This window comes from Clostridium cylindrosporum DSM 605 (assembly GCF_001047375.1).
GTDB classification, from domain to species: Bacteria; Bacillota; Clostridia; order Clostridiales; family Caloramatoraceae; genus Clostridium_AB; species Clostridium_AB cylindrosporum.
This window is the reverse complement of sequence record NZ_LFVU01000028.1, coordinates 187,297-200,725: the sequence shown is the minus strand read 5'-3', so window position 1 is coordinate 200,725 and position 13,429 is coordinate 187,297. Positions and strand designations below refer to the sequence as shown.

The following is a 13,429-nucleotide window of genomic DNA, read 5'->3' as shown; positions in this document are numbered from 1 at the left end:
AGGGTGGTGATTAAGGTTGAACACGGTAGTTAAGAAAAAAAATAATAAGTTATTAAAGGGGTATACCATTATACCTGGATTTGGATTAAGTTTAGGATTTACAGTAAGTTATATTAGTATATTAGTACTTTTACCTTTATCTATGATATTTATAAACTCTTTAAATATTGGGATGAGCGATATATTAAAAATTCTAAGTGAGCCTAGAGTAATTTCTGCCTTTAAGGTTAGTTTTTTAGCAGCTTTTTTAGCGGCGGGATTAAATGCAGTCTTTGGATTCTTAATAGCATGGGTAATTGTAAGGTATAATTTCTTTGGAAAGAAAATTATAGACTCACTAATAGACCTTCCATTTGCGCTTCCTACAGCAGTAGCAGGAATAACACTTACTACTCTTTATGCTCAAGATGGATGGATAGGAAAATACTTAAGCATATTTGGAATAAAAGTGTCCTTTACATTTTTAGGTATTGTTGTTGCTTTAAGTTTTATTAGTATTCCTTTTGTTGTAAGAACTGTACAACCTGTTATTGAGAATTTAGATAAAGAAGTAGAGGAAGCTGCACGAAGTCTTGGGTCTAATTCTTTTATAACTTTTGTTAAAGTAATAATTCCAGAGGTGTTTCCAGCTCTTTTAACAGGCTTTTCTTTAGCCTTTGCAAGAGCTGTTGGAGAGTACGGATCTGTTGTATTTATTTCAGGAAATATGCCTATGAAAACAGAAATAGCACCACTTATTATAATGACTAAAATGGAACAATACGATTATGAAGGTGCAACTGTAATTGCTGGAGCAATGCTTGTAATATCATTTGTAGCAATGCTTATAATCAATTTACTTCAGTGGTATACTTCATCTTATCACAAAGCTAGGTAGGAGGGATGAAAATGAGTACAAAGATAGAGATCAGAAATGAAAAAAACTACAATAAAAAACCTATTTTAAAGTTAGTAAAGGAGTACTTATCTTCTATTAGTATTGCTAAGATAACTTTAACTGCTATAGCACTTATTTATGTTTTTGCTGTGCTTATACTTCCTCTTGTAGCTGTTTTTGTTAAGGGGCTTGAAAAAGGATATAGTGTATATATAGCTTCAATAACAGATCCTATAGCACTAGATGCTATAAAGCTTACCTTAAAAGCTATTTTAATAGCAGTTCCTTTAAATACAGTTTTTGGTATAGTTGCTGCATGGTTAATTTCAAAGTTTGAATTTAAAGGTAAAAATATACTTATTACAATTATTGATATGCCATTTGCAATATCACCTGTTATTGCAGGGTTTGTATTTGTCTTGCTATTTAGTGACACCCATGGATTATTCGGTGAAATATTAACTAAATATGACATGCAAATAATATTTAATACTCCAGGAATAATTATTGCTACTGTATTTGTAACTTTCCCATTTGTTGCAAGAGAACTTATACCTATTATGCAGTCAAAGGGAAGTAGTGAAGAAGAAGCAGCTCTGACACTTGGAGCAAGCGGACTAAAAACATTTTTTAAAATAACTCTTCCAAATATAAAATGGGCTCTTTTGTATGGTGTAATATTAACCGCTGCAAGAGCAGCTGGAGAGTTTGGGGCGGTATCTGTAGTTTCAGGTCATATTAGAGGACTTACTACTACACTACCTTTACACATTGAAATTTTATATAATGAATATCAATTTTCAGCTGCATTCGCAGTTGCATCATTACTAACAATTATAGCGTTAATAAACTTAATAGCTAAAAGTGTTATTGAATGGAAGATTAAAAAAGAGTCAATTAATGAGGAAGTAGAATAGATAAAATAGTCTGTAGAGGTGATTGAAATGAGTATAAACGTTGTTGATATATCTAAAAACTTCGGAAATTTTAATGCACTAGATAATATAAATCTAGATGTTAAAACCGGAGAGCTTGTAGCCCTTCTTGGACCATCAGGTTCAGGAAAAACAACACTTTTAAGAATAATAGCAGGACTTGAAAATTCTGATGAAGGAAGTATATTTTTTAATGGAGAAGATAATACTTCAAAAAAAGTTCAAGAAAGAGAAGTTGGTTTTGTTTTTCAGCATTATGCACTTTTTAAGCATATGACTGTTGGAGATAATGTAGCCTTTGGATTAAGTATTAGACCAAAAAAGTTAAGACCAAGTAAGGAAGAGATAAATAATAAAGTAGATGAGCTTTTAGAGCTTATAAAGATGAAAGAGTTTAAAAACAGATACCCAGCTCAATTGTCAGGTGGACAAAGACAAAGAGTGGCACTTGCTAGAGCACTTGCGGTAGAGCCTAGAGTTCTTCTTCTTGATGAGCCATTTGGAGCACTTGATGCAAAGGTTAGAAAAGAACTAAGAAGATGGCTTAGACGTTTACATGATAACTATCCTATAACAAGTGTATTTGTAACACATGATCAGGAAGAGGCTATGGATGTTGCTGATAGAATAGTAATACTTAATAAAGGAAAAATAGAACAAGTAGGTACTCCTAAAGAAGTATATGAAAACCCTAGCAATCCTTTTGTATACGACTTCTTAGGGAATGTTAATCTATTCCATGGTAGAGTAAAGAATGGAAAGCTTAACATTGGGGAAGTGGAATATGACGCTCCAGAGTTTAAGGACGCTAAGGACTCAGATGCTGTAAGTTATGTAAGACCACATGACATTGAAATCACAAGGGAAAGTAGCGGAGAAGGAAGTATAAAGGCAGAGGTGTTCTTTATAAGAAGTGGCGGTAGTATAGTATATATAGAACTTAAAAGAAGTGATATAGGTGAATACTTAGAAGCTGAGGTATCAAGAGAAAAATTTAAGGAGCTTAATTTAAACATTGGAGATGAAGTATTCATAAAACCTAAAGATTTTAAGGTTTTTATTCCAGAAGATTATATAATATAAGAGCATATTTAATTATTGGGATTAGAGATAAGATTGGTTCTCTAATCCCTTTTATTTTTAGATGTTAGATTAGTTTGTTTAAGGATAATAGTTTATAACAATAAACTCAACTATATCATTTTGATTGTTCAAATAAAAATGTGGTAAAGAAGCATCAAAGTTTATAGAATCATCCTTTTGAAGTATATACTCCTCATTACTAGTCCTAAGGATTAGCTCTCCTTTTATAACAAAAATGTATTCTCTAGATTTTAATGAATGACCAGCTGAGGTGCTAGAAGAATTAGGAGAAAGTTCTGTTTTAAAAAATTCAAAGTTTCTATTTGGGTTATTTGTATAATAGCAATATACCTTGTAGACATCATTATTATCAAACTGTTCTTTGATACTACATTTGCGTACAACAACAGTATCATTACTAGGTTCATCAATTAATCTAGTATAAGGAACTTTAAGTCCAGTGGCTATTTTCCATATTGTATTAATAGTAGGATTTGATTCCCCTTTTTCAATTTGTGAAAGCATAACTTTACTTATTCCAGATAGCTCTGCTAATTGACCAAGACTTAAATTCCTCTCTTGTCTTAAAAATTTTAAATTATCAGCTATTATAATACTTAAATCCATATTATCTCCCTCTTACATTGACAAATATAGTTTACAAATGTAAAATATCATTAACAAAGTATAGTGAACTATTGTACATTATATTTTACAAATGTTTTTTCCATAAGGCAAGTAAAATACTGTACAATATTTATGATTTGAATGGAGGGTATTATGGATAAGGCTAAAGTTAGTTTAATAGCTGCCATGACATTGTTTGGAAGTATAGGGATTTTTGTAAGGAATATTAATGCTACTTCAAGTGAAATTGCATTGGCAAGAGGAGTTTTAGGAAGTCTATTCCTATTTCTAGTGGTTATTTTATCAAGGAAAAAGTTTTCCTGGGAAAAGGTACATAAAAATATATGGTTACTTGGGGGGTCTGGGATTGTTCTTGCTTTAAATTGGATTTTGTTATTTCAAGCATATAAATACACTACAATCTCAAATGCTACAATATGTTATTATTTTGCACCAATTATTGTTATGTTTTTATCTCCATTGATTTTAAAAGAGAGGCTGAATATTATAAAGGTTTTATGTATATTAGCAGCAATGGTAGGTATGTTTTGTATTGTAGGAGTTGGAGAAAGTGGGACAGGTGTGAATAACATACTTGGAATTGTTTATGGACTCTCAGCAGCTGCTATTTATGCCAGTATAATTATATTAAATAAATTCCTAAAGGATATATCAGGGATGGAAAGAACCTTGCCACAATTACTTATTTCATCAGTACTACTATTTATTTATTTAATATTTAGTGATGGAATAAATTTTAGTGGAATTAATAATGTGTCAATAGTATTATTGGTGATTTTAGGAGTAGTTCATACAGGGTTTGCATATTTGCTTTATTTTTCATCTGTAAACAAACTTAGTAGTCAAACAATTGCTACATTTAGCTATATTGACCCAATATCTGCGATTATAATGTCTAGTATATTTTTTGGTGAGGCAATGAGTTTATCACAAATAATAGGAGGCATTTTAATACTTGGTTCAACATTTGTATATGAGATTTATGGTACAAAACTCTTAAGATTAAAAAAGTCATAGAAGATAACTCTATTTTTGAATTCCTTTGATAAAAATTAAAAAATAGGCTATTGCTTAAATTAGCAGTAGCCTATTTTTGTTTAGTATGTGTATATTAATTGATGTAATAATAGAATTTTTTAATCAATAAAGTTTATATTAACTTAGTTGTCCATTCTTCACAGTTCCAAACATCAGTAACAACATCTTGATAAAATTCAGGTTCATGGCATATTATAAGAACGCTTCCCTTATATTCTTTAATAGCACGTTTTAGCTCATCCTTAGCATCAACATCAAGATGGTTTGTAGGCTCGTCTAGTATTAGGAAATTAGTTTCTCTATTAATAAGTTTACATAGACGCACCTTTGCCTGTTCCCCTCCGCTTAGTACCAATATTTTGCTTTCTATATGCTTTGTTGTAAGACCACACTTTGCAAGTGCTGCACGTATTTCGTATTGAGTATATGAAGGGAATTCAGCCCACAGCTCATCTATACAGCTATTATAGTTTCCTTCCTTAATTTCCTGTTCAAAGTATCCTAGGTGTAAATAGTCTCCAAGTTCCACAGATCCTGAAACTGAAGGAATCTCACCAAGTATACTTTTAAGTAAAGTAGTTTTTCCAAGACCATTAGCACCAACTAGTGCTATTTTTTGTCCTCTTTCCATTGTTAAATTAAGAGGTTTTGAAAGTGGTGAGTCATATCCTATTACTAGATCCTTAGTTGAAAATAGCATTTTTCCTGAGGCCCTAGCTATTTTAAAATGAAACTCTGGCTTTGGTTTTTCCTTTTGAAGTTCTATAACATCCATTTTATCAAGTTTTTTCTGTCTAGACATTGCCATATTTCTAGTTGAAACCCTAGCTTTATTTCTAGCAACGAAGTCTTTAAGTTCTGCAATTTCATCTTGTTGCTTTTTGTATGCTGCCTCTATTTGTTTTTGTTTAGCTTCGTAGATTCTCTTGAAGTCATCATAATTTCCAACATATCTTGTTAGTTCAGCATGTTCCATGTGATAAATAAGGTTAATAACGCTATTTAAAAATGGAATATCATGAGAAATAAGGATGAAGGCATTTTCATAATCAAGTAGATATCTTTTTAGCCATTCTATATGTTGTTCATCTAGGTAGTTAGTTGGCTCGTCAAGTAGAAGGATATCAGGTTTTTCAAGAAGAAGTTTAGCTAGAAGTACCTTTGTTCTTTGTCCACCACTAAGGTCATGTACATCTTTATCAAGTCCAATATCAACAAGCCCAAGACCCCTTGCTATTTCTTCAACTTTTGTATCTATAACATAAAAGTCGTTATTAGTTAGTATGTCTTGAAGTGTACCTGTTTCCTCCATTAGCACCTCAAGTTCCTCAGGGGACACATCTCCCATTTTACCGTATAAATCATTTAGTTCATTTTCTATGTCAAATAGATACTTAAAAGCATTTTTAAGTACATCTCTAATAGTAAGTCCTTTTTCAAGGGTTGTATGTTGATCTAAGTAACCAACTCTAACATGCTTAGACCATTCTATACTTCCTTCATCAGGCTCAAGTTTTCCTGTGATTATATTCATAAATGTAGACTTTCCTTCGCCATTTGCTCCAATAAGTCCTATATGTTCTCCTTTAAGAAGACGAAAAGAAACGTTATTAAGGATAGCCCTATCACCAAATCCATGATTTAAGTTTTTTACTGTTAGTATACTCATGTTAAATAATCCTCACTTTATAATGTAATTAAGAAAATATACATAATGAATTATATAGTAGTTTAGTAATGAATACAATTCTATAAATATAAGTAAAGGGTAAGTTTACTTTAAGAAAATATTAGGTTATCATAGGAAAGTATGTTACAAAGTTTATAAAATATAGTATAATTTTGTATAATTAAGGAGGCTGGAGGCGAGGAAAAATGGAAAATTATATCCTTGTAGTCGAGGACAATAAGGAAATAGCATTAGCTATTAAAGACTATCTAGAGAAAAATAGCGTTAGCGTTCTATGGGCATCTACTGGGCTAGAAGGTATGGAAGAATTTAATAAAAATAGAAGTAAAATAGAACTTGCTATAATTGATATTATGCTTCCTGAAATGGATGGATTTGAGCTTTGTAAAAACATAAGGCTTAAAAGTGACATTCCAATAATTATATTAAGTGCTAGATTTGAAGAAAAAGATAAAGTTAAAGGTTTTGAAATTGGAGCAGATGATTATTTGACAAAACCTTTTAGTTTAGTAGAACTTAAAGCAAGAATTGATTCTCAAATTAGGAGGTATAAAAGGTATATTGGTGAGAAGGAAAAGTATGATTATATTGAGTATAATGGAGGGCTTATCATTTATCCTGAAGTAAGAGAAGTTAGGGTGGATGGAAAGTATGTATCATTAACCTCTAAGGAATATGATTTGCTTCTTTTATTTTGTAAAAACCCTTCAAGGATTTTTACAAAAAAAGAGTTTTATGAAAGTGTTTGGGGAGAAGCGGATGTGTATGGCAATAATACTGTTTCAGTTCATATAAAGTCATTAAGAGAGAAGATAATGGATGACCTTAAAAATCCTAAATACATAAAGACTATTTGGGGAAGTGGATATACATTTATAGGAGAGAAAAAGTCATGAAAATAAAAACTTGGATGGCTATTTTCTATATAATTATTATAATCATACCTATTTTAACTGCCTTTTCTCTTTATGCCATGGTTAAAAAAGAATCAGAAATAGAGGAACATAGGGTCTCGATTAATAATGTCAAAAGGTTTGAAAAATATGAAGACATTTTAAATAATCCAAAGCTTTATAAAGAGGGAAGTAAAATAAATATTAAAATAGATGAAAGTGATAAAAAAGACATACTAATAGAATTATATTCAAATAATGGTGTTTTAATTTACTCATCAAAAAATAAGTTAACTCTAGGACAAAGAATTAGTAATAATGCTTTATATAAAGGTCTTTATTATATGCGAAGAAGTGATAAAAAAAATACAATTAAAAAGCCTGTTTTTGTTGGAGAAGAGGTTGTTGGAATTTATAAAATAACATTAAGAAGTAGTTATGCATTAGAATACACAAGGAAAACCTTTAATATGGCTATTCTAGCCTTCTCTGCTGTAACTTTACTAATAATCGGAATTATATCTAAGATAATAAATAATAAAATTATTGATCCAATAAAAGACTTAACATTTGCTATGAGAGAATTTGGCGAGGGAAAAGACATAAACATAAGGTGTTCTTCTAAGGATGAAATAGGAATGCTTGTTAATGGTTTTAATAAAATGAAAGCGGAATTATTAGAAAAAAACAAGTTGATTCAAAAGGAACAAAACGCTAGAGAATATATGGTTGCTGCTATATCCCACGATTTAAAAACACCACTAACTTCAATAAGAGTATATACTGAACTTCTTTCAGGAGATACAAGTGCAAGATCTAGAAATAAATATACAGAAGTAATTTTAGATAGATGTGATTATATGAAGGGTATGATAGATGACTTATTAATGTATACAGTATTAACCTCAAGTTATTCAAAGAAATTTGTAAAAGTTGAAGGCGAAGAGTTTTTTGATATGTTATTTGACGGCTATGATAATATGTGTACTTTAAAGGGGATAAATTTTAACTCCTACATAGGGTGTAGTGGAGAATATAGAGTTAATGTAAATGAAATGATAAGGGTTATAGATAATCTTGTAAGTAATGCAATAAATAATACTGAGGCAGGTAAAAATATATGGGTTGGAGCTTTCTCAAAGCACTATTCTTTAAAGGACTGGATTGATTGGGAATTTAGAGAAGAAATAAATGAACTTAAGCAAAATGGAGTAGTTATTGTAGTAAAAAACGAAGGTGAGTATATTGGTAGTGAAGAGGCTAGGAATATATTTAAACCATTTTACAAATATGACCAGTCAAGACAATCCTCTGGAGGAACAGGACTTGGGCTTAGTATAGTAAAGCTCATTATTGAGCAGCATGGAGGAATTATAAGATTATTTTCAAAAAAAGGTATTGGAAATTTATTTGTCTGCTTCTTAGAGTCTGTAAAAGAGTAGAACAAAAGTACCTAGTAACTAGGTACTTATATTATTGCAAAATTTCAAAATATTTGTTTTATAATAATACTAAATTATTTTTATTTAAATAGTGTTTCCTAATTTGAATTTAAAAGTCCCAAAACTCTAAGGGCTATAGAAGTACTTTCAATAAACTTTATGTTAGAGTCTTCCATATGAAGAATAGATTTAATTTTTTTTATTCTATATCTAATTGTATTTTCATGTTGAAACAAATCTTCAGCTACTTTTTTATAATTTCCGTCGTAAAAAATATATGATTCCAAGGTATGATAAAGCTCAGAATGATTTTCCTTATCATAATTTTTTATAGGTTCGATTATTTTTTTTGAGAAATTTAAAAGCTCCTTTGAACTAACAGATTGTGATAAGATGTTTGTGAGCTCATCCTGAGTAAGTGCATAACTATTACTTTGGAGTAGCATAGATAGATCCCCCTTTTCCCTTAGTGATATATTGTAAAATTTTAAACACTCCCTAGTTCCATTATACACATCTTTGTGAAATTTATAAATGTAAAAAGTGGAAAAACGCCCCAGCTTTTAGTAATAAATATATAAAAATTAATATTTTTTAATAAATTTACTATTTATCTTAAATGATATTTTATTATATTAAAATGAAATATCTCTAAAACTTGATATAATCACAACTTTTGTATAGAATGAATAAAGAGATATAATTATCAAAAACATACTAAAGTGTGCCTGTAGGCAGGAGGGATATAGTTGAAAGAACACAGTACGGATAATAATTCTAAGAGTACTATTATTAGGGTTATAAAAATAGTAGGGGAAGAATCTGAAAAAGAGGAGAATTCTAAAGCAAGAGCTATACTTTCTATTGAAGGTAGTTTGATAAACATCCTTAGTAAAAAACTACAGGTATATCTAAATGATAACCAATTAAGTGGTGGAATAATGGATATTAGTACAAGTGAATTTGAATTTGAATTGGTACAAAAGAATGATAAGCATGATGAGGATGAGGAAGTAAAAGCAGCAGCATCTCATATGCTAAGCTTTATAGAATTTTTAAGAGAAGATTATAACGTTGATATAGAAAATAACTTTGACGGATTAGAAGTAACTGCAGATGAACTTGCAAAGCTTCTTAAAACTACATAAACCTAAGGAAATAGACCTATAAGAACTTTTGCTTATAGGTCTATTTCTTATAATTTATTTAGAAAAAATTATTGACAATATGTGGATTTGAGTGTAAACTTGTACTAAACCTATTGAATTAGTAGGGAATGGCATAGATAGATTTGTGACTTTAGGTTAATAATATATTTTTAATTTATTTTATTGCCTAGTAAAAATATAGGAAATATAGTGTATGCTATAACATATAATATAGTAAAAGGGGATGAGTTTGTTGGAAGAAAAGTGTTTAAATATAGAATCGAAAGTTGTACATGGACATAGTATGTTTGATCCCCTAACAGGAGCCATAACTACACCGATATATCAAAGTGCAACATTTAGGCATCCAGGGCTTTATGAGACAACAGGATACGATTACTCAAGACTACAAAACCCAACGAGGGAGGAGCTTGAAAAAACAATCGCATCTCTTGAAAATGGGAAGCATGGATTTGCATTCTCAAGTGGAATGGCCGCAATAACAACCTTAATAAAACTATTTAATCCAGGAGAGCATATAATTTTATCCGATGATTTATATGGTGGAACATATAGAATATGTGAAGAAATATATAAGAGATATGGACTTGAATTTGAATATGTAGATACTAGTAGTATAGATAATCTAAAGGCGGCAATAAAAAGTAATACAAAGGGAGCATTTATAGAAACTCCTACAAACCCTATGATGAAGGTAACTGATATTAGGGAAGCATCTAAAATATGTAAAGAGTCTGGGGTTCTTCTAATAATAGATAATACCTTCCTAACACCTTACTTTCAAAGACCACTAGAGCTAGGGGCTGATGTAGTAGTACATAGTGCAACTAAATATTTAGGAGGGCACAATGATACTCTTTGTGGACTTGCAGTGGTTAATAATGATGAGTTAGCAGAGGAAATTAAACTAATTCATAAATCAGAAGGTGCTGTGGTTTCACCATTTGACTGTTATCTTATTATTAGGGGAATAAAAACTCTAGCTGTTAGACTAGAAAGACATGAGGAAAATGCAAAGCTTGTCGCAGAATTTCTTAAAAATCATGAAAGTGTGGACAAGATATATTATACAGGAGACACTGATAATCCATACTATGATGTGATGAAAAAACAATCAAGTGGATTTGGAGCAATGATAAGCTTTACTGTAAAGAAAGTTGAAACAGTTGAAAAGGTATTAAAAAGTGTTAAGCTAATAACTTTTGCTGAAAGTCTTGGAGGAGTAGAATCTCTAATCACTTATCCAGTTGTTCAAACCCATGGTGCAATTCCTGAGGAAATTAGAAATGCAATAGGGGTAACTGATAAACTTTTAAGACTTTCTGTTGGAATAGAAAATGTAAATGATATTATAAGTGACTTAAATCAGGCACTTATATAGAGAATCTTAATATAAAGATTAGACTTATAATTTAATAATAAGGATGTGGTTAAATGAAGTTTGGTACAAAACTTTTGCATGGAGAATACACAATAGATAAAACTACAGGTGCACTTAGTGTTCCAATATATCAAACTTCAACTTATCATCAAGAAAATATAGAAAGTCTTGGAGAATATACATACTCAAGGTCAGAAAATCCTACAAGAAAAGCACTTGAAGGTACAATTGCTTCTCTTGAGGGGGGAGAGTATGGATATGCCTTTTCCTCAGGAATCGCAGCTGCTGCATCTATAATTTCTATATTTTCAGCAGGTGATCACCTAATATTTGCTGATGATTTGTATGGAGGGACATATAGATTAGCGTCTTCAATTTTTAATAGATATGGAATTGAATTTAGTTTTGTTGATGCTGGTAACTTAAATAACATTAAAGAAGCTATAAAGCAAAACACAAAGGCTATATTCTTAGAAACACCTTCAAATCCTTTATTAAAGATTACAGACTTAAAGGGAGCTATAAAAATAGCTAAAGAAAATAATTTAATAACTGTTGTTGATAACACATTTATGTCACCATACCTTCAAAGACCATTAGAACTTGGTGCAGATATAGTATGGCACAGTGGAACAAAGTTTTTAGCAGGACATAGTGATGTTGTAGCAGGACTTGTAGTTACTAGTAATAAAGATCTTGCAGACAGAATATATTATATTCAAAATGGATTTGGATCTATACTTGGACCGCAGGATTCATGGCTTACATTAAGAGGCATAAAAACATTAAAAGCAAGACTGGATATACAGCAGTCAAATGCAATTAAAATTGCAAACTTTTTAGAGTCCCATAAAAATGTTAATAAGGTATATTATCCAGGATTAGATTCACACGAGGGTAAAGGCATTCATTTAGGTCAAAGTTTTGGTCCAGGAGCAGTTCTTTCCTTTGAAGCAAAGGATTATTTAAAAGCTAAAAGCTTTATGGATAAGATAAAATATGCTGCAGTAGCTGTAAGTCTTGGTGGCGTAGAAACAATAATTTCTTATCCAGCGAAAATGTCACATGCTGCTATGCCAAGTGATGAAAGAGAGAAAAGAGGAATAAAGGATAGCTTGATTAGAGTATCCTTAGGTATAGAAGATGTGGAAGATATAATCAATGACTTTAGTAAAGCATTAGAATAGATGCAGGTTAATTCCTAGTTAACCTATAGGATAATTTAAAAATGGGGGGATTAATAATGACAAAGATTGCAAAGAATTTTACAGAACTAATAGGAAATACACCTTTACTAGAAACGGTAAATTATAATAAGGCAAAGGATGTTAAAGCTACAATACTTGCTAAGCTTGAGTATTTTAATCCAGCAGGAAGTGTTAAGGATAGAATTGCTTATGCAATGGTAGAAGATGCTGAGAAAAAAGGCGAGTTAAAGGAAGGAAGCACTATAATTGAAGCAACAAGTGGTAATACAGGTATAGCACTTGCAGCAATAGCGGCTGCTAAGGGATACAAGATAATACTAACTATGCCTGATACAATGAGTATAGAAAGAAGAAATCTTCTTAAAGCTTTAGGTGCAGAGATTGTTTTAACTGAAGGTAAAAAGGGAATGAAGGGATCAATTGAAAAGGCTATTGAATTAAGCCAAATAGTTGAAAATAGCATTATTCTAAGCCAGTTTGATAATCTTGCAAATCCTGAGATACACAGAAAAACTACTGCAGAAGAAATTCTAAGGGATACAGATGGTAAAGTAGATATAGTTGTTGCAGGAGTTGGAACTGGAGGAACTATTACTGGTGTAGGTGAAGTTCTAAAGGCAAAAAATAAAGATATCAAAATAATTGCAGTTGAACCATTTGATTCACCAGTATTATCAGGAGGAAATCCATCACCTCATAAGATTCAAGGAATTGGGGCAGGATTTATTCCAAGAGTTATTAATACATCTATAATTGATGAAATATTTAAAGTTAAAAATGAAGAAGCATTTGAAGGAGCAAGAGATCTTGCAAAGGCTGAGGGTGTACTAGTTGGAATTTCTTCAGGAGCAGCATTATTTGCAGCTACAGAAATTGCAAAGAGAGAAGAAAATAAAGGTAAAACTATAGTAGTTATACTTCCAGATACTGGTGAGAGATACTTATCAACAGTACTATTCCAATCAGAAGAAGCTTAATAATATAAAAAAGACTAACAGTTTTTATAATTGTTAGTCTTTTTATTTGTGCTTTATTATTAAGATGATTATAATTGAAAATGATTAA

General features: G+C 30.9%; 13 protein-coding genes. 10 read left to right on the top strand and 3 right to left on the bottom strand.

The window, feature by feature from the left end; translation table 11 throughout:
- Positions 1–16 precede the first annotated feature (16 nt).
- Genes cysT through CLCY_RS11805 form a run of 3 tightly spaced genes read left to right on the top strand, consistent with a single transcriptional unit; the run spans position 17 to position 2,895 of the window.
- Positions 17–877 carry a sulfate ABC transporter permease subunit CysT gene (gene cysT / locus CLCY_RS11815; RefSeq protein ID WP_048571352.1) on the top strand — a complete coding sequence of 287 codons (861 nt, stop codon included), beginning with the start codon at positions 17–19 and terminating at the stop codon, positions 875–877.
- Between the two features lie 11 nt (positions 878–888).
- Entirely contained in the window at positions 889–1,794 is a 906-nt protein-coding gene (cysW, locus tag CLCY_RS11810; protein ID WP_082141812.1) for a sulfate ABC transporter permease subunit CysW, read from the top strand.
- A gap of 27 nt (positions 1,795–1,821) precedes the next feature.
- A complete protein-coding gene (locus tag CLCY_RS11805; RefSeq protein WP_048571351.1) occupies positions 1,822–2,895 on the top strand; it encodes a sulfate/molybdate ABC transporter ATP-binding protein in 1,074 nt (357 codons plus the stop codon).
- 78 nt (positions 2,896–2,973) lie between these two features.
- On the opposite strand, the gene CLCY_RS11800 is transcribed toward CLCY_RS11805, so the two are convergent.
- Positions 2,974–3,522: a helix-turn-helix domain-containing protein gene (locus tag CLCY_RS11800; RefSeq protein WP_048571350.1), complete on the bottom strand. Its 549-nt coding sequence runs from the start codon at positions 3,520–3,522 to the stop codon at positions 2,974–2,976.
- A 153-nt stretch (positions 3,523–3,675) separates the two neighbouring features.
- On the opposite strand from CLCY_RS11800, the gene CLCY_RS11795 reads away from it, so the two are divergent.
- The gene (locus CLCY_RS11795; protein ID WP_048571349.1) at positions 3,676–4,560 is read left to right on the top strand and encodes a DMT family transporter; all 885 of its coding nucleotides are present in this window, start codon (positions 3,676–3,678) and stop codon (positions 4,558–4,560) included.
- A gap of 133 nt (positions 4,561–4,693) precedes the next feature.
- On the opposite strand, the gene CLCY_RS11790 is transcribed toward CLCY_RS11795, so the two are convergent.
- Positions 4,694–6,250 carry an ABC-F family ATP-binding cassette domain-containing protein gene (locus CLCY_RS11790; protein ID WP_048571348.1) on the bottom strand — a complete coding sequence of 519 codons (1,557 nt, stop codon included), beginning with the start codon at positions 6,248–6,250 and terminating at the stop codon, positions 4,694–4,696.
- Positions 6,251–6,456: 206 nt separating this feature from the next.
- Between CLCY_RS11790 and CLCY_RS11785 the strand changes: the two genes are divergently transcribed.
- Together CLCY_RS11785 and CLCY_RS11780 are read left to right on the top strand one after the other, a co-directional pair.
- Entirely contained in the window at positions 6,457–7,167 is a 711-nt protein-coding gene (locus CLCY_RS11785) for a response regulator transcription factor (RefSeq protein ID WP_048571347.1), read from the top strand.
- On the top strand, positions 7,164–8,606 hold the full coding sequence (locus CLCY_RS11780) for an ATP-binding protein (RefSeq protein WP_048571346.1): 1,443 nt from the start codon (positions 7,164–7,166) through the stop codon (positions 8,604–8,606). Before CLCY_RS11785 ends, CLCY_RS11780 begins: the two co-directional genes overlap by 4 nt.
- A 98-nt stretch (positions 8,607–8,704) precedes the next feature.
- Here the strand turns inward: CLCY_RS11780 and CLCY_RS11775 are convergent, their stop codons facing one another.
- Positions 8,705–9,052 (bottom strand): helix-turn-helix domain-containing protein, encoded by a 348-nt coding sequence (locus CLCY_RS11775; protein ID WP_048571345.1) that lies wholly within the window; start codon positions 9,050–9,052, stop codon positions 8,705–8,707.
- Positions 9,053–9,355: 303 nt separating this feature from the next.
- Here CLCY_RS11775 and CLCY_RS11770 point away from each other — a divergent pair, with 303 nt between their 5' ends.
- From CLCY_RS11770 to cysK, 4 genes are all read left to right on the top strand, one after another.
- A complete protein-coding gene (locus CLCY_RS11770; RefSeq protein ID WP_048571344.1) occupies positions 9,356–9,754 on the top strand; it encodes a hypothetical protein in 399 nt (132 codons plus the stop codon).
- A 244-nt stretch (positions 9,755–9,998) separates the two neighbouring features.
- Positions 9,999–11,156: a trans-sulfuration enzyme family protein gene (locus tag CLCY_RS11765; RefSeq protein WP_048571343.1), complete on the top strand. Its 1,158-nt coding sequence runs from the start codon at positions 9,999–10,001 to the stop codon at positions 11,154–11,156.
- Positions 11,157–11,209: 53 nt separating this feature from the next.
- The gene (locus CLCY_RS11760; RefSeq protein ID WP_048571342.1) at positions 11,210–12,343 is read left to right on the top strand and encodes a trans-sulfuration enzyme family protein; all 1,134 of its coding nucleotides are present in this window, start codon (positions 11,210–11,212) and stop codon (positions 12,341–12,343) included.
- Between the two features lie 56 nt (positions 12,344–12,399).
- On the top strand, positions 12,400–13,341 hold the full coding sequence (gene cysK, locus CLCY_RS11755) for a cysteine synthase A (RefSeq protein ID WP_048571341.1): 942 nt from the start codon (positions 12,400–12,402) through the stop codon (positions 13,339–13,341).
- The last annotated feature ends 88 nt before the right edge of the window (positions 13,342–13,429 follow it).